This window comes from Stenotrophomonas sp. 220_Sma, from assembly GCF_056487375.1.
Window position 1 is genome coordinate 2,437,248 of sequence record NZ_CM151348.1, and the last position, 15,848, is coordinate 2,453,095.

16 protein-coding genes, 1 tRNA gene and 1 pseudogene are annotated in these 15,848 nt (G+C 61.6%); 16 read left to right on the forward strand and 2 right to left on the reverse strand.

Annotated features, from left to right (window positions below; all coding sequences use genetic code 11):
- Positions 1-102 precede the first annotated feature (102 nt).
- From ACZLIB_RS11395 to ACZLIB_RS11410, 4 genes are all read left to right on the forward strand, one after another.
- Positions 103-654: a 3'-5' exoribonuclease gene (locus ACZLIB_RS11395; protein WP_074058992.1), complete on the forward strand. Its 552-nt coding sequence runs from the start codon at positions 103-105 to the stop codon at positions 652-654.
- A 92-nt stretch (positions 655-746) separates the two neighbouring features.
- Positions 747-849, forward strand: a tRNA-Ile gene (locus tag ACZLIB_RS11400).
- A gap of 993 nt (positions 850-1,842) precedes the next feature.
- A complete protein-coding gene (locus tag ACZLIB_RS11405) occupies positions 1,843-1,992 on the forward strand; it encodes a hypothetical protein (protein WP_324615445.1) in 150 nt (49 codons plus the stop codon).
- Between the two features lie 253 nt (positions 1,993-2,245).
- The gene (locus tag ACZLIB_RS11410; RefSeq protein ID WP_323162603.1) at positions 2,246-2,572 is read left to right on the forward strand and encodes an HNH endonuclease; all 327 of its coding nucleotides are present in this window, start codon (positions 2,246-2,248) and stop codon (positions 2,570-2,572) included.
- On the opposite strand, the gene ACZLIB_RS11415 is transcribed toward ACZLIB_RS11410, so the two are convergent.
- Positions 2,569-3,345 carry a hypothetical protein gene (locus ACZLIB_RS11415; RefSeq protein ID WP_032966761.1) on the reverse strand — a complete coding sequence of 259 codons (777 nt, stop codon included), beginning with the start codon at positions 3,343-3,345 and terminating at the stop codon, positions 2,569-2,571. The two genes, ACZLIB_RS11410 and ACZLIB_RS11415, sit on opposite strands and share 4 nt — an antisense overlap.
- 2,469 nt (positions 3,346-5,814) lie before the next feature.
- Between ACZLIB_RS11415 and ACZLIB_RS11420 the strand changes: the two genes are divergently transcribed.
- Genes ACZLIB_RS11420 through ACZLIB_RS11430 form a run of 3 tightly spaced genes read left to right on the forward strand, consistent with a single transcriptional unit; the run spans position 5,815 to position 8,054 of the window.
- Entirely contained in the window at positions 5,815-5,868 is a 54-nt protein-coding gene (locus tag ACZLIB_RS11420) for a chloramphenicol resistance leader peptide (RefSeq protein WP_011113070.1), read from the forward strand.
- Positions 5,869-5,889: 21 nt separating this feature from the next.
- Positions 5,890-7,065, forward strand: coding sequence for a chloramphenicol efflux MFS transporter Cmx (gene cmx, locus ACZLIB_RS11425; protein ID WP_005297378.1), 1,176 nt, complete (start codon positions 5,890-5,892; stop codon positions 7,063-7,065).
- Positions 7,065-8,054 carry an IS481-like element IS5564 family transposase gene (locus ACZLIB_RS11430; RefSeq protein ID WP_011113072.1) on the forward strand — a complete coding sequence of 330 codons (990 nt, stop codon included), beginning with the start codon at positions 7,065-7,067 and terminating at the stop codon, positions 8,052-8,054. The genes cmx and ACZLIB_RS11430 overlap by 1 nt, the downstream gene beginning before the upstream one ends.
- Before the next feature lie 188 nt (positions 8,055-8,242).
- On the opposite strand, the gene merR is transcribed toward ACZLIB_RS11430, so the two are convergent.
- The gene (gene merR, locus ACZLIB_RS11435; RefSeq protein WP_005413387.1) at positions 8,243-8,677 is read right to left on the reverse strand and encodes an Hg(II)-responsive transcriptional regulator; all 435 of its coding nucleotides are present in this window, start codon (positions 8,675-8,677) and stop codon (positions 8,243-8,245) included.
- 71 nt (positions 8,678-8,748) lie between these two features.
- Here merR and merT point away from each other — a divergent pair, with 71 nt between their 5' ends.
- From merT to ACZLIB_RS11480, 9 genes and pseudogenes are all read left to right on the forward strand, one after another.
- Complete coding sequence (gene merT, locus ACZLIB_RS11440) at positions 8,749-9,099, forward strand: mercuric ion transporter MerT (RefSeq protein ID WP_003131974.1); 351 nt, start codon at positions 8,749-8,751, stop codon at positions 9,097-9,099.
- A gap of 12 nt (positions 9,100-9,111) precedes the next feature.
- Positions 9,112-9,387: a mercury resistance system periplasmic binding protein MerP gene (merP, locus tag ACZLIB_RS11445; protein ID WP_003131987.1), complete on the forward strand. Its 276-nt coding sequence runs from the start codon at positions 9,112-9,114 to the stop codon at positions 9,385-9,387.
- 71 nt (positions 9,388-9,458) lie between these two features.
- The gene (gene merA / locus ACZLIB_RS11450; protein WP_003156770.1) at positions 9,459-11,144 is read left to right on the forward strand and encodes a mercury(II) reductase; all 1,686 of its coding nucleotides are present in this window, start codon (positions 9,459-9,461) and stop codon (positions 11,142-11,144) included.
- A 17-nt stretch (positions 11,145-11,161) separates the two neighbouring features.
- The gene (merD, locus tag ACZLIB_RS11455) at positions 11,162-11,527 is read left to right on the forward strand and encodes a mercury resistance co-regulator MerD (RefSeq protein ID WP_000995360.1); all 366 of its coding nucleotides are present in this window, start codon (positions 11,162-11,164) and stop codon (positions 11,525-11,527) included.
- Positions 11,524-11,760 (forward strand): broad-spectrum mercury transporter MerE, encoded by a 237-nt coding sequence (merE, locus tag ACZLIB_RS11460; protein WP_003132004.1) that lies wholly within the window; start codon positions 11,524-11,526, stop codon positions 11,758-11,760. Before merD ends, merE begins: the two co-directional genes overlap by 4 nt.
- A complete protein-coding gene (locus tag ACZLIB_RS11465) occupies positions 11,757-12,746 on the forward strand; it encodes a DUF3330 domain-containing protein (RefSeq protein WP_003132006.1) in 990 nt (329 codons plus the stop codon). The genes merE and ACZLIB_RS11465 overlap by 4 nt, the downstream gene beginning before the upstream one ends.
- A 175-nt stretch (positions 12,747-12,921) precedes the next feature.
- A pseudogene (locus ACZLIB_RS11470) lies at positions 12,922-13,023 on the forward strand (hypothetical protein); the annotation flags it as partial.
- 187 nt (positions 13,024-13,210) lie between these two features.
- A complete protein-coding gene (locus ACZLIB_RS11475; RefSeq protein WP_011494284.1) occupies positions 13,211-14,893 on the forward strand; it encodes a Mu transposase C-terminal domain-containing protein in 1,683 nt (560 codons plus the stop codon).
- 2 nt (positions 14,894-14,895) lie between these two features.
- Positions 14,896-15,804, forward strand: a complete 909-nt coding sequence (locus tag ACZLIB_RS11480; protein WP_011494285.1) for a TniB family NTP-binding protein — start codon at positions 14,896-14,898, stop codon at positions 15,802-15,804.
- Positions 15,805-15,848: the final 44 nt, after the last annotated feature.

Consider the following 15,848-nt stretch of genomic DNA (forward strand, 5'->3'; position numbering starts at 1 on the left):
AGCACGGCCAGATCTTCGCTAACCGATTGATGGATCGCTGAATTCTACCCTCGGCCGCACTTCCAGGCTCGGCCCCCCGGGAAGCTGTGGCACCATTCAATCATGGCCACCACGTACTACTTCTTGGACACCGAGTGGGCCGATGTAACGGGCAGCGAGCTGGTGAGTCTGGCGCTGGTGAACGAAGGTGGAGACCGCCTTTTCTACGCTGAGCGAGCCAGCCTGCCCGAGGCTCCCACCGACTTCGTTCGTCAGAGCGTCTACCCGCTGCTCGACCGCGGCGACGCAGCCCTGCCGGATGCCGTCCTGACTACCGAGCTGCGCGCCTTCCTCAGCGAGACCGACGCGCTGGCGGTGATGGCGGATTTCCCGAACGATCTCCAGCTGCTGCGGTATGCACTGGATGGTTTTGAGCTACCCGATGACCAGGTTGCCGCATGCGGACCCCGGCCGGCCCCGGTCATGACATGCATGTCGAAGGAAGGCCTTCCTGGGCTGCTGGTCGAGGACTGGTTCGCAGCCCATCCGGAACATAGGGCCAGGCGCCACCATGCGTTGGTGGACGCGCAGGCCTTGCGGATGGCCTGGCTGGTGGCGACCGGCCGGATCTCTGCTCCGGCGTGGGCCCACTCCTACCGCCGCGCCCGGGGATAGCGGCATAGCGTCCATCCCCGGTATGCTTGCCCCATGAACCGCCTGAGCCAGCTCGACCCTCGAATACCGGCGTGATCGCATCGATCGATCACGCCCCTGTTGCTCATGTTGGTCAGAGGGCCGGCCTTATACCCCGGTGAGAGCACGCGCCAGATAAGCGCGTACACGTCGGTTCGATTCCGACCAGGGGCACCACCGTCAACGACGGAAAAATGCTTCTACTTGAGGGTCGGCAGGGATTCGTGAGAAAAACAGCCGAATCGGCTCTATCGCCATGATTCAACGAGGAAACACCCCTCGACGTCAACAGTTCGTGGATTACAGAGCTAGGCTTGATCGAACCAGAAGTCGCGTGACAGAGGCATTGCGGAAGTACTGCTCAGGCACGCGTGCCCTTCTTGAATATTGGATTCAAGAGTTTCCACGCTCCTGACCCAACGGAAACCCTCAACAAGAAGGCTCCGACAGTCGCCTGACCCATTGCAGTAGTTCCTAGTGCGGGATCGTCCGTCCAGCGTCGACGTCGGCCAAACCCTCGCGGGTCTGCCGATCCTTCTCCTCCTCGGTCAATTCCGGTATGTGATCGCCGCCGTGCTCCCTTCTGAGGCCGACACGCCAGCCGCCCCGGCCGCATCCCCCTGCTGCGGCGGATGCCACCGCTGAGTCCGCGCGATGGCTTGATCGTGATCAATGCCAGTCGGCCCCAAGAGGGCTAGACTGGCAATTATGAGAGCTCGCACGTCCCCTGCCCTGATCTGCCCAGCGTCCGCAGGCGCTGCTTCGGGCGTGCGGGAGCTGTCATGGTGAAGCTGCTGAGGCGATGGCGGCGACCCCGTCCTCGTGCCCGACTGGCATGGCTGGGACTGTGGGCGCTGCTGCTGCAACAACTGGCGCTGGTGGCCTACGCCTGTCCGCTGGAATCGGTGGATGCTGGTGACTGCCACAACGGAAACGCCCCAGATCCCACAGCTGTCCGCCCGTATTTCCCCACAAGGACGCCCGCGATTTCCAGATCTCCCCCAAAGATGCCCTTGATTCCTGGATCCGCACCTAAGACGCCCTCGATTTCTGGCTCCACATCCAGCTCGCCCTTGAGTTCCCAACTGCGCACCTGATCGGTCAGAGCTTGTCGCCTGCACTTCCCAGTTCCGCCAGTCGCGACATTGGTCGCAAGAACAATTAGACGAGATCTCGGGCCTGAACGTGCGAACAGTTCAGCGGGTTGAGCAGGACTACAACACCGCGACTTCCCTGGGTGACGCGCCACGCCCCGCTCCACCTGCTCAAGCGCGTCGCTCGCCCCCTGACCAAGCTTTGACCTTAACTGGGCGTCGGTGACTCCCTCCCGTTCTGGTCGGCATCTGGGCCTTGTAGCGGCTCAAGCGCTGAGCTATAACGCCTTAGCCAGTCGCTATAAAGCGCCGGTGTTGTGCCCGCATAGCCAATAGGCTCCGGGTGCCCGAGGTCCACCCAATGGGGGCACGGGAATCCTTCGATTCCGGAGCCATCCATGACCGCCAAACGCCGCAGATCCCTTCGCACTTCTGCCTTCTACGCCCAATCGGGCCGTTGCTTCTATTGCGGCCTGCCGATGTGGCTCACTGCACCCTCAGAGCTCGGGCTGAAGGCCAGTAAGGCCCGAGCCTTTCAATGCACCGCCGAGCACCTGGTGGCCCAACAGGACGGGGGCAGAGACGTGTCCGGGAACGTGGTGGCCGCGCATAGCCGGTGCAACCAGGGCAGGCACCAGCGGAAGGGACCAGCCCCTTCCGCTGAAGCGTTCCGGGCGCTGGTTCAGACGCGGCTGGCAATGGGGAGATGGTGGTCCCGACTGCCATCAGGGATTGCACGTGCTTCCGTATGGCCAATTGAATTGAATCTTTGCAAGGAATCGGCAGCTGCTTGCCTGATTCGCTAGTCCACACTAGTGGCGCCCGGTTGCGGTGCTAGAACGGCGAGTCTGCTGCGAAATGGTCGCGCATTGGGCCTAACAAGGTCTGCGACCCTGTCAACACGTCCGAGAATTCCACCTGTCGCCACCTTCTCGTTCCAATATCGTTCCATCCACTCGGCTTTATCCAGGATCTTACCCGGAGCGCCTAGCAGCCTCTTGGCGATGAAATGCCGGATGAGAGCGGCCTGGCTATCGAGAATCACGACGCCCGCCCTTGGATTAGAGTCATAAGCGCTGTACGAGATCAGATAGTGGACATAGTGGCGGTCTGGCTCTTCGTCATCCCACGTCAACAGGTTGCTTAACCCCGCAGCGCGAGCATCCGATCGCACCTCTTCGCTCACGAGCACCATGGGATTGCGTGCTTCCTTACATTCCATGCGATAGGCGTCCAGCATCGCCGGTCCGAAGATCATCTGAGAATCATGATGAATGCTTCCAACTGTGAGCCCTCCACGTATCAATATATCAACCACTAGCAGGTTCTCGGCCAACATTCTGATGCAGCTCAGGATGTCGGCAAGGCCAGCAGGAGAGCGGCTGCTTGATATGACGATGCAGTCGCTGAAGTAAGTGAACAAAAGTCCTGTTGCTGGGTTGCAGCACGCTGTGTTCTTTAGTCTGTCGATGGCCTCTGCTATTTCATCAAGCTTGCTCATGTCGGCTGCCGACTCTTGGACAAGTGCGGAGAACCCGAGCATGTCGATGAAGGCGACGTACTTATCTTGGTAGAGCATGAAGAACTCCTTAGATGGTCGTGCCCATGGTGCCGAGGGCGGTTCCATTTGACCAGCGGGTGCGGGGCACGTCATAGGCCATGGAGCAATGTCAGCGACCTGGCTCGCGCACTAGTCTCGCAGAGGCTTGTTACGGCGCATCTTCGCATCGGATAGAAGCGAGCGAACGAGAGAGTTGAAGTCCATCCTGGCCCTAAAAGTTTCCTTCACCCTTGGTTAAACGAATGTCCGCTTTCGGTCAGAAGCGGACCAAAGTAGCCGGTGCTCTTCGCAGCCCGTACGCGACTTGGAGTCATATCATCAATCTGTATCAGGGCTCAGACCTAAGTGCCTGATGGTCCAATTCAGCGACACTATCCAGCTTCGGCGTCATCGCACACTTCGGGATACAGCCAGCGCGATCCGCTTATGGAACCAAACCGCACTGTGCCTTACTCTTAAGGAACATTGCCAACGGCAACCTTCGGCAATTGAATTTAGAGAATCCGGGCGGTTCATCCCGCGCGGCCCGTTAATGTCTACAGCTGTGGAGTTGTGAATGGCAGAAGATCAAGGTGGTGAAGAGGTAATTAGGGAGATAGGGAAGGCGCTAGCCCTTGCGTCTGAGCTTGATCCACAAATTGTTAGATCGCTTCGCTCCGCGATTGTTCAGGCGATGTCTGATTACGAGGACGACACGAATGCACAAGCTGCAGCCGCACTTGCGGCGGTTCTCGATTTTAGACCTGTGACGACCCAAGACGCCCTCTCGCAAACCTTGGGTGAGATCGGGAAGCTGGTCCAAGGTCTCACCGGACTGGAGGACGTTCATTACACTGTTGAGACACCAGAAGGTCGCCGAGTTCGCTCAATCCGGTCACATCTACCAACTGTATCACCCCAGCGTTTGACGGATCACGAGCAGGCAGATCTTGAGGCCTATATCGCTCGATATCTGCCACCGGACGACCCTCGCGAGGAACACGCGCCACGAGGACCGCGACTGTGACGATCAGTAAGTTAGCAATCCTCAACGCTGTGAAAGCAGCCATTTCGCGTGCTAAGGCGAGCGGGTCTCCCTACGCGCAAGGAAAGGCTTACGAACTTCGGGTGCTGCTTAGGCTTCTGCGAATCATCGATAGTGCGGGCTACAAGCTCACGTGTACCCCCAAGATGGCAGGCGTCCTGACGTTTGGAGGATCTCCATGCAAAGCAAACCATCCGGATCACGATTACATCAGTGGATCTACGTCTACTGAGAAGCTCGAGATTAGGATTTCAGTGCAGGTCACCACACTAAGCCATAGCTGGAAAGGCACGACGGTGGTCAAAGCGGCTGACCGTCACGAGATTGACGTCGGTGTATATCGTCCGATTAAGACCCGTCGCTATCCCGCATTTACGGAGTTACTTCTTGGGGTCTCGTGCAAGACTGGCGGCTGGAACAAGGCGTACGTCCGCGAGGCGCTAGGTATGCGTAGGGAGCTAGGATTCCTCACATCACCTAGGACGAGCTTGACGAGCTCAGCTCCGTGGTTCATCGCAACAGTTCCCTGCGATCCTCCGGTTCCCTTTGCCTTGTACGCGACCAACGCTGGGTCCGCCGTGTATGCGTCGTTGGCAGCTTTGGGGCTCTACGTCGAGCACTACAAGGGGTAGCGGAAACAGGCTTTGGAGTACGGATCAACTCAGGTGTGTCGAGAACGATGCCCGCTTTGGGTCGAAGGCGGATGCCATCACCGGGCCGGTCGCCGCCCAATGTCCGCTTCCGGCCAGAAGCGGACATCCACCCTGCCCTCGATAAACATCCCAAATCCACGGACGACCTTGGTCTGCTTTGGCCTTCTGCCTTAGGGCCAGACCTGAACTTCGATTTCAGCCCCTAGCGTATTTGACTCCCGCGACCTAGATCTCTCCTAGATCCTTGAGCAGGGCTTGCCCCTTCTGCAGAAACCCAACTAGCAGTCGACCTCCTGCTACTTTCCGGCCCAATTGCCCATTGAGGTAGCTGACCTGGAGACGCGCATGGGCCAGCAGATCCACCTGGGCCATGCTAGGGGTCGCGGCCTGGAGCGGTTCGCCCGGCGACGCCATCTGCCCCCCGATCGGCTGGACAACGCAAGGGCGCCGGCTGTCACTCTTCGCATACGCCGTGGCCATCATCCGGCCGTTCTTCAACGACCATCCACCAAGCACCAACTCGGTCCCGAGTTGCTCGATCGGCAATCCCGCTTCGCTAACCGCTTTCTCAAAGTTCGGCCAGAGTTGGTCCACCACCAGCCCTAGCTGTGATGTCCAGGGACGTTGTTCTGGCCCCCGCCCGTAATGACACCGTGCCGATTCAAGAAGTATCTGTCCAGACCGCTTGCCATTGAAGGCATGTTAGAGTTTGGGGCATGTCGAGTCCCGAATCAGACAGGTCAGGGGTTGTCGGTCACACCGCCAGCCCCTTGAACCACTAGTTACGACGCCCACGATCTGTGTGGGCGTATGTCTGGCGTACCCGGGGCGCTGGCCGTGGTGACAAGAAGAACCATTTCTTGATCTCACACCTCGGAGTACTCGATGCCTTTTGCCCTCTACATGCTTGCCCTGGCGGTCTTCGTCATGGGCACTTCAGAATTCATGCTCGCGGGATTGCTCCCCGCGATCGCGACCGAACTTGACGTCTCGGTCGGCACTGCGGGCCTGCTGACCTCCGCATTCGCAGTCGGTATGGTCGTCGGCGCGCCAGTGATGGCGGCATTCGCTCGCCGTTGGCCACCGCGGCTCACATTGATCGTTTGCCTTCTCGTGTTCGCGGGAAGCCACGTCATCGGAGCGATGACACCAGTGTTCTCTCTCCTGCTCATCACCCGGGTGCTCAGCGCTCTCGCAAACGCAGGATTCCTCGCCGTAGCTCTGAGCACGGCCACTACCCTCGTGCCAGCGAACCAGAAGGGGCGTGCACTGTCGATCCTGCTCTCCGGCACGACGATCGCAACCGTCGTGGGCGTCCCCGCCGGGGCACTGCTCGGCACAGCGCTGGGCTGGCGAACGACGTTCTGGGCGATCGCCATCCTCTGTATTCCCGCGGCCGTTGGAGTCATTCGTGGCGTCACGAACAATGTTGGTCGGAGCGAGACTAGCGCGACCTCACCAAGGCTCCGTGTCGAGCTCAGCCAGTTGGCGACGCCGCGGCTCATCCTGGCCATGGCACTCGGAGCGCTGATCAACGGAGGGACCTTTGCGGCATTCACCTTCCTGGCACCCATCGTGACCGAGACCGCGGGCTTGGCCGAAGCGTGGGTGTCCGTCGCGCTGGTGATGTTCGGCATCGGATCGTTCCTTGGCGTCACGATCGCAGGACGACTATCAGATCAACGACCTGGCCTCGTGCTCGCAGTCGGCGGACCGCTATTGCTGACAGGCTGGATCGTGTTGGCAGTGGTCGCATCTCATCCCGTTGCGCTTATCGTCCTCGTCCTCGTTCAGGGATTCCTGTCGTTCGGCGTCGGCAGTACTCTGATCACGCGTGTGCTGTATGCAGCATCGGGTGCGCCAACGATGGGCGGTTCGTACGCAACCGCAGCATTGAATATCGGAGCTGCAGCGGGGCCCGTGCTTGGTGCGCTCGGGCTCGCGACCGGGCTGGGGCTGCTCGCGCCGGTTTGGGTCGCTTCGGTGCTGACAGCGATCGCTCTCGTCATCATGCTTCTCACCAGACGCGCGCTTACGAAGACCGCGGCGGAGGCCAATTGATGACCCATCCGAACGCTCTTCTCACTCCTCGTGCCCGTCTCCGGTTAGCTCGGCTGATTGTCGAAGACGGCTATCCGGCCACGATCGCCGCAAAGATGTTCATGGTCTCCCCGATCACTGCCCGGAAATGGGCAGGCCGCTACCGGGAAGAGGGTGAGTTTGGGATGCAGGATCGCTCCAGCAAGCCGCACCGGATCCCAGGCAGGACGCCCGAGCATGTCAAGAAGAAGATCATCAACCTGCGCTGGCGGCTTCGACTGGGGCCAGCCCAGATCGCTGCGCGACTTGGTCTCTCGACGTCGACTGTTCACGCGGTCCTCGTCCGTTGCCGCGTGAACCGCCTCTCGCATATCGATCGTGTCACTGGCGAGCCATTGCGGCGATATGAGCATCCTCATCCGGGATCGTTGATTCATGTCGATGTCACGAAGTTCGGCAACATCCCCGACGGCGGTGGACATCGTTACGTAGGTCGGCAGCAAGGCGCACGGAACAAGCTCGCGACTCCGGGATTACCACGAGGAAAAGATCACAAGCCGCGCACCGGGACGGCGTTCGTTCACACAGTCATCGACGACCACTCCCGCGTCGCATACGCAGAAATCTGGTCGGATGAGCAGGCGAGCACAGCGGTGGGAGTTCTCGAACGCGCCGTGGCCTGGTTCGCCGAACGAGGCGTGACCGTCGAGCGAGTCCTATCCGACAACGGGTCGGCATACAGATCCCACGCATGGAGGGACTTCTGCGCTCGGCTCGGCATCCGACACAAGCGGACACGCCCCTACCGGCCGCAGACGAACGGGAAGATCGAGCGATTCCACCGCACGCTCGGGGACGGCTGGGCCTATGCCAGGTTTTACGGTTCAGAGGCCGAACGACGCCTGGCGCTGCCCGGCTGGCTCCACTTCTACAACCACCACCGACACCACTCTGCGATTGGCGGCGTACCCTTCGACCGACTCAACAACGTCCCTGGACATCACACCTAGCTCGGCAGATAGCTGTTCTATTGTGAAATCTGCGCGGAAGCTGGCCTGCAGTGCAAGCTCGTAGATGCGGAGGAAGGGGGAACCGCAGAATTCGGAAAAAATCGTACGCTAAGCTAACGGTGTTCTCGTGACAGCTCTTTGACTAGGCTTTCTAAGGGGTCGTCTCAGAAAACGGAAAATAAAGCACGCTAAGGCATAGCCGAACCTGCCAAGCTTGCTCCACCCTGTAGTGACGCGATCAGCGGGCAGGAAACGTTCCCCCTTCGCGCATGGCAGGCGCGCACCAACTCAGACAGCACGGCCTCCATGCGCGCCAGGTCAGCCATTTTCTCGCGCACGTCCTTGAGCTTGTGCTCGGCCAGACTGCTGGCTTCCTCGCAATGGGTGCCATCCTCCAGCCGCAGCAGCTCGGCGATCTCATCCAGGCTGAAGCCCAGCCGCTGGGCTGATTTCACGAAGCGCACCCGCGTTACATTCGCCTCGCCATAGCGGCGGATGCTGCCATAGGGCTTGTCAGGCTCCAGCAACAAGCCCTTGCGCTGATAGAAACGGATGGTCTCCACATTGACCCCGGCCGCCTTGGCGAAAACGCCAATGGTCAGGTTCTCCAAATTGTTTTCCATATCGCTTGACTCCGTACATGAGTACGGAAGTAAGGTTACGCTATCCAATTTCAATTCGAAAGGACAAGCGCATGTCTGAACCAAAAACCGGGCGCGGCGCGCTCTTCACTGGAGGGCTTGCCGCCATCCTCGCCTCGGCTTGCTGCCTCGGGCCGTTGGTTCTGATCGCCTTGGGGTTCAGCGGCGCTTGGATCGGCAACTTGGCGGTGTTGGAACCCTATCGCCCCATCTTTATCGGCGTGGCGCTGGTGGCGTTGTTCTTCGCCTGGCGGCGCATCTACCGGCAGGCAGCGGCCTGCAAACCGGGTGAGGTCTGCGCGATTCCCCAAGTGCGAGCTACTTACAAGCTCATTTTCTGGATCGTGGCCGCGCTGGTTCTGGTCGCGCTCGGATTTCCCTACGTCATGCCATTTTTCTACTGATCGGAGTTCACCATGAAGAAACTGTTTGCCTCCCTCGCCCTCGCCGCCGTTGTTGCCCCCGTCTGGGCCGCCACCCAGACCGTCACGCTGTCCGTACCGGGCATGACCTGCTCCGCCTGCCCGATCACTGTCAAGAAGGCGATTTCCAAGGTCGAAGGCGTCAGCAAAGTTGACGTGACTTTCGAGACACGCCAAGCGGTCGTCACCTTCGACGATGCCAAGACCAGCGTGCAGAAGCTGACCAAGGCAACCGCAGACGCGGGCTATCCGTCCAGCGTCAAGCAGTGAGTCACTGAAAACGGCACCGCAGCACAACGGACGTCATTGTCTGGCGCCACAAACGATAAAGGATCTGTTGCATGACCCATCTAAAAATCACCGGCATGACTTGCGACTCGTGCGCGGCGCACGTCAAGGAAGCGCTGGAAAAAGTGCCAGGCGTGCAGTCGGCGCTGGTGTCCTATCCGAAGGGCACAGCGCAACTCGCCATCGTGCCGGGCACATCGCCGGACGCGCTGACTGCCGCCGTGGCCGGACTGGGCTACAAGGCAACGCTAGCCGATGCGCCACTGGCGGACAACCGCGTCGGACTGCTCGACAAGGTGCGGGGATGGATGGCCGCCGCCGAAAAGCACAGTGGCAACGAGCCCCCGGTGCAGGTAGCGGTCATTGGCAGCGGTGGAGCCGCGATGGCGGCGGCGCTGAAGGCCGTCGAGCAAGGCGCGCAGGTCACGCTGATCGAGCGCGGCACCATCGGCGGCACCTGCGTCAATGTCGGCTGTGTGCCGTCCAAGATCATGATCCGCGCCGCCCACATCGCCCATCTGCGCCGGGAAAGCCCGTTCGATGGCGGTATTGCGGCAACTGTGCCTACGATTGACCGCAGTAAGCTGCTGGCCCAGCAGCAGGCCCGCGTCGACGAACTGCGGCACGCCAAGTACGAAGGCATCCTGGGCGGTAATCCGGCCATCACCGTTGTGCACGGTGAGGCGCGCTTCAAGGACGACCAGAGCCTTACCGTCCGTTTGAACGAGGGTGGCGAGCGCGTCGTGATGTTCGACCGCTGCCTGGTCGCCACGGGTGCCAGCCCGGCGGTCCCGCCGATTCCGGGCTTGAAAGAGTCACCCTACTGGACTTCCACCGAGGCCCTGGCGAGCGACACCATTCCCGAACGCCTTGCCGTAATCGGCTCGTCGGTGGTGGCGCTGGAGCTGGCGCAAGCCTTTGCCCGGCTGGGCAGCAAGGTCACGGTCCTGGCGCGCAATACCTTGTTCTTCCGTGAAGACCCGGCCATCGGCGAGGCGGTGACAGCCGCTTTCCGTGCCGAGGGCATCGAGGTGCTGGAGCACACGCAAGCCAGCCAGGTCGCCCATATGGACGGTGAATTCGTGCTGACCACCACGCACGGTGAATTGCGCGCCGACAAACTGCTGGTTGCCACCGGTCGGACACCGAACACGCGCAGCCTCGCGCTGGACGCAGCGGGGGTCACTGTCAATGCGCAAGGTGCCATCGTCATCGACCAAGGCATGCGCACGAGCAACCCGAACATCTACGCGGCCGGCGACTGCACCGACCAGCCGCAGTTCGTCTATGTGGCGGCAGCGGCCGGCACCCGTGCCGCGATCAACATGACCGGCGGCGATGCGGCGCTCGACCTGACCGCAATGCCGGCCGTGGTGTTCACCGATCCGCAAGTGGCGACCGTGGGCTACAGCGAGGCGGAAGCCCACCACGACGGGATCGAGACCGACAGCCGCACCTTGACCTTGGACAACGTGCCGCGTGCGCTCGCCAACTTCGACACACGCGGCTTCATCAAGTTGGTTATCGAGGAAGGCAGCCATCGGCTGATCGGCGTACAGGCGGTCGCGCCGGAAGCGGGTGAACTGATCCAGACGGCGGCTCTGGCCATTCGCAACCGCATGACGGTGCAGGAACTGGCCGACCAGTTGTTCCCCTACCTGACGATGGTCGAGGGGTTGAAGCTCGCGGCGCAGACCTTCAACAAGGATGTGAAGCAGCTTTCCTGCTGCGCCGGGTGAGAAAAAGGAGGTGTTCAATGAACGCCTACACGGTGTCCCGGCTGGCTCTTGATGCCGGGGTGAGCGTGCATATCGTGCGCGACTACCTGCTGCGCGGATTGCTGCGCCCGGTGGCGTGCACACCAGGCGGCTACGGCTTGTTCGATGACGCCGCCTTGCAACGGCTGTGCTTCGTGCGGGCGGCCTTCGAGGCGGGCATCGGCCTCGACGCGCTGGCGCGGCTGTGCCGGGCGCTGGATGCGGCGGACGGCGACGAAGCGGCCGCGCAGCTTGCCCTGCTGCGTCAGTTCGTCGAGCGTCGGCGCGAAGCGTTGGCCGATCTGGAAGTGCAGTTGGCCACCCTGCCGACCGAGCCGGCACAGCACGCGGAGAGTCTGCCATGAACAACCCCGAGCGCTTGCCGTCCGAGACGCACAAACCGATCACCGGCTACCTGTGGGGCGGACTGGCTGTGCTGACTTGCCCCTGCCACCTGCCCATCCTCGCTGTCGTGCTGGCCGGCACAACCGCCGGTGCTTTCCTCGGCGAGCATTGGGTCATCGCGGCGCTCGGTTTGACCGGCCTGTTCCTTCTGTCCCTGTCGCGGGCGTTGCGGGCATTCAGGGAAAGAGAATGAGCGCTTTCCGGCCGGATGGATGGACGACGCCGGAACTGGCCCAAGCGGTCGAGCGCGGGCAGCTTGAACTGCACTACCAGCCCGTCGTCGATCTGCGCAGTGGTGGGATTGTCGGCGCGGAAGCCCTGTTGCGCTGGCGTCATCCGACGCTTGGACTATTGCCACCGGGCCAGTTCCTGCCCGTGGTCGAATCGTCCGGCCTGATGCCTGAAATCGGCGCTTGGGTGCTGGGCGAAGCCTGCCGCCAGATGCGTGACTGGCGAATGCTGGCATGGCGACCGTTCCGGCTGGCCGTCAATGTTTCGGCGAGCCAAGTGGGACCGGACTTCGACGGGTGGGTAAAGGGCGTGCTGGCTGATGCCGAGTTGCCCGCCGAGTATCTCGAAATCGAGCTGACCGAATCGGTCGCGTTTGGTGATCCGGCGATCTTCCCCGCCCTGGACGCCTTGCGGCAGATCGGTGTGCGCTTCGCCGCCGATGACTTCGGGACGGGGTATTCCTGTCTGCAACATCTGAAGTGCTGCCCAATCAGCACGCTCAAGATCGACCAATCGTTTGTCGCCGGGCTCGCCAACGACCGCCGCGACCAAACCATCGTGCACACCGTGATTCAGCTTGCGCACGGGCTGGGCATGGATGTGGTGGCTGAAGGCGTGGAAACATCGGCGAGTCTTGATCTATTGCGACAAGCGGACTGCGACACAGGACAAGGCTTCCTGTTCGCGAAGCCAATGCCGGCGGCGGCATTCGCCGTCTTCGTCAGTCAATGGAGGGGTGCCACCATGAATGCAAGTGACTCGACCACCACCAGTTGCTGCGTGTGCTGCAAGGAAATCCCGCTCGATGCCGCCTTCACCCCGGAAGGCGCGGAATACGTCGAGCACTTCTGCGGGTTGGAGTGTTATCAACGCTTCGAAGCGCGTGCCAAGACAGGGAACGAAACCGATGCCGATCCGAACGCCTGCGACTCGCTACCGTCAGATTGAGGCATACCCTAACTGGATGTCAGGCAGGGCCGCGCCGCTTAGTCAGAATAGAGTCATCTTTCGCATTTTTTGACACATGCCTGCGAAGGTCATAGATTTCAGCCTGACAGAAACGGGGTTTGAGGCACAACGGAACAGAAGGAGCACTTAAGCCGCCTTCAACCAAGGAGACATCGTGCAGGGGCACCGCATCGGCTACGTCCGGGTCAGCAGCTTCGACCAGAACCCGGAACGCCAGCTGGAACAGACACAGGTGAGCAAGGTGTTCACCGACAAGGCATCGGGCAAGGACACCCAGCGCCCCCAGCTCGAAGCGCTGCTGATGTCATTTTCAGAAGACGACTGCACCAATCAACGAGACATGAAGCCTGCTGTGCATACGGCTCCTGACAGCCCGATATCAGGACTCCTCTGCACGAAACTCGTCTATGCTCAATACTCGTGTGCACCAAAGCGAGGCGAGCATGGCGACCGATACCGTACCGATTGCCGAGCGCGGCGTAGCCACCCTGTCAGAACAGGCATGGGAGCGTGCTCGCTGCCGCGCGGAGATCATTGGGCCGTTGGCGCAGTCGGAGACGGTCGGGCATGAAGCGGCCGACGCAGCAGCCCAGGCGCTGGGTCTGTCCCGGCGGCAGGTCTACGTCCTGATCCGCCGTGCCCGGCAAGGTTCGGGGCTGGTCACTGATTTGGCTCTTGGACAGTCGAGCGGTGGCAAAGGTAAAGGCCGCTTGCCGGAGTCGGTCGAACGAATCATCCGCGAGCTACTGCAAAAGCGCTTCCTGACCAAGCAGAAGCGCAGCTTGGCGGCGTTCCACCGTGAAGTTGCGCGGGTGTGCAAGCTGCAAAAGCTGCGGATGCCGGCGCGCAACACGGTCGCGTTGCGGATCGCCAGCCTTGATCCACTCAAGACCACTCGACTTCGGGAAGGCCAGGATGCGTCCCGCATCCTGCAAGGTGTTGGCGGTGTTCCTCCGCCAGTCTCCGCACCGCTGGAGCAGGTACAGATCGACCACACAGTCATCGACCTGATCGTGGTGGACGAGCGCGACCGGCAACCGATTGGCCGTCCGTACCTGACCCTCGCCATCGACGTGTTCACCCGCTGCGTGGTTGGCATGGTGGTCACGTTAGAAGCGCCATCTGCCGTCTCGGTCGGCCTGTGCCTCGCACACGCCGGTTGCGACAAGCGCCCTTGGTTGGAAAGGTTGGACGTGGAAATGGACTGGCCGATGAGCGGCAAGCCCGCGCTGCTCTACCTGGACAACGCGGCCGAATTCAAGAGCGAGGCGCTACGCCGTGGCTGCGAGCAGCATGGCATCCGGTTGGACTATCGGCCTCTCGGGCAGCCGCACTATGGCGGCATCGTGGAACGGATCATCGGCACGGCGATGCAAATGATCCACGACGAATTGCCGGGGACGACCTTCTCCAACCCTGACCAGCGCGGGGAATACGCCTCCGAGAAGATGGCCGCCCTGACACTGCGCGAGCTGGAACGCTGGCTCGCATTGGCGGTTGGCACCTATCACGGCTCCGTGCACAACGGCCTGCTCCAACCGCCGGCCGCACGCTGGGCCGAAGCTGTCGCGCGTACCGGCGTTCCAACCGTCATCACTCGCACCACGGCTTTTCTGGTCGATTTCCTGCCCGTCCTCCGCCGCACCCTGACCCGCACTGGCTTCGTCATCGACCACATCCACTACTACGCCGATGCGCTCAAGCCGTGGATAGCTCGGCGCGACCGCCTGCCTGCGTTCCTGATCCGGCGCGACCCACGCGACATCAGCCGCATTTGGGTGCTGGAGCCGGAGGGGCAGCACTATCTGGAAATTCCATACCGTACCTTGTCGCACCCGGCTGTCACCCTCTGGGAACAACGGCAGGCGCTGGCGAAATTGCGGCAGCAAGGGCGCGAACAGGTGGATGAGTCGGCGCTGTTCCGCATGATCGGGCAGATGCGCGAAATCGTGACCACTGCGCAGAAAGCCACGCGCAAGGCGCGGCGCGACGCGGATCGACGCCAGCATCTCAAGTCAACGGAACAACCTGTCAAAACCACGCCACCAGCGGACACGGACATGGCAGACCCGCAGGCGGACAACCAGCCACCTGCCAAACCGTTCGACCAGATTGAGGAGTGGTAGCCGTGGACGAATATCCCATCATCGACCTGTCCCACCTGCTGCCGGCGGCCCAGGGCTTGGCCCGTCTCCCGGCGGACGAGCGCATCCATCGCCTTCGCGCCGACCGCTGGATCGGCTATCCGCGAGCAGTCGAGGCGTTGAACCGGCTGGAAGCCCTGTATACGTGGCCAAACAAACAACGCATGCCCAACCTGCTGTTGGTCGGTCCAACCAACAACGGCAAGTCGATGATCGTCGAGAAGTTCCGCCGCGCCCACCCGGCCAGCTCCGACGCCGACCAGGAGCACATCCCGGTATTGGTCGTGCAGATGCCGTCCGAGCCATCGGTGATCCGCTTCTACGTCGCGCTGCTCGCGGCGATGGGAGCACCATTGCGACCGCGCCCACGGCTGCCGGAAATAGAGCAACTGGCGCTGACACTGCTGCGCAAGCTCGGTGTGCGTTTGCTGGTGATCGACGAGCTGCACAACGTCCTGGCCGGCAACAGCGTCAACCGCCGGGAATTCCTCAACCTGCTGCGCTTCCTCGGCAACGAATTGCGCATCCCGCTGGTCGGTGTGGGCACACGCGACGCCTACCTGGCCATCCGCTCGGATGACCAGTTGGAAAATCGCTTCGAGCCGATGATGCTGCCGGTGTGGGAGGCCAACGACGATTGCTGTTCACTGCTGGCCAGCTTCGCGGCTTCGCTCCCGCTGCGGCGACCTTCGTCGATTGCCACGCTGGACATGGCTCGCTACCTGCTCACGCGCAGCGAGGGCACTATTGGCGAGCTGGCGCACCTATTGATGGCGGCGGCCGTGGCCGCCGTGGAGAGTAGTGAGGAAGCGATCAACCACCGCACGCTCAGCATGGCCGATTACACCGGTCCCAGCGAGCGGCGGCGGCAATTCGAGCGGGAACTGATGTGAAGCCAGCGCCACGCTGGCCACTGCATCCGGCACCCAGGGAAGCC

Coding starts and splice junctions, on each gene's coding strand:
- ACZLIB_RS11475 (WP_011494284.1), top strand. CDS start 13,211: ATGGCGACCGATACCGTACCGATTGCCGAGCGCGGCGTAGCCACCCTG.
- merP (WP_003131987.1), top strand. CDS start 9,112: ATGAAGAAACTGTTTGCCTCCCTCGCCCTCGCCGCCGTTGTTGCCCCC.
- ACZLIB_RS11465 (WP_003132006.1), top strand. CDS start 11,757: ATGAGCGCTTTCCGGCCGGATGGATGGACGACGCCGGAACTGGCCCAA.
- ACZLIB_RS11430 (WP_011113072.1), top strand. CDS start 7,065: ATGACCCATCCGAACGCTCTTCTCACTCCTCGTGCCCGTCTCCGGTTA.
- ACZLIB_RS11395 (WP_074058992.1), top strand. CDS start 103: ATGGCCACCACGTACTACTTCTTGGACACCGAGTGGGCCGATGTAACG.
- ACZLIB_RS11410 (WP_323162603.1), top strand. CDS start 2,246: ATGTGGCTCACTGCACCCTCAGAGCTCGGGCTGAAGGCCAGTAAGGCC.
- merE (WP_003132004.1), top strand. CDS start 11,524: ATGAACAACCCCGAGCGCTTGCCGTCCGAGACGCACAAACCGATCACC.
- ACZLIB_RS11415 (WP_032966761.1), bottom strand. CDS start 3,345: ATGCTCTACCAAGATAAGTACGTCGCCTTCATCGACATGCTCGGGTTC.
- merD (WP_000995360.1), top strand. CDS start 11,162: ATGAACGCCTACACGGTGTCCCGGCTGGCTCTTGATGCCGGGGTGAGC.
- merR (WP_005413387.1), bottom strand. CDS start 8,677: ATGGAAAACAATTTGGAGAACCTGACCATTGGCGTTTTCGCCAAGGCG.
- cmx (WP_005297378.1), top strand. CDS start 5,890: ATGCCTTTTGCCCTCTACATGCTTGCCCTGGCGGTCTTCGTCATGGGC.
- merT (WP_003131974.1), top strand. CDS start 8,749: ATGTCTGAACCAAAAACCGGGCGCGGCGCGCTCTTCACTGGAGGGCTT.
- merA (WP_003156770.1), top strand. CDS start 9,459: ATGACCCATCTAAAAATCACCGGCATGACTTGCGACTCGTGCGCGGCG.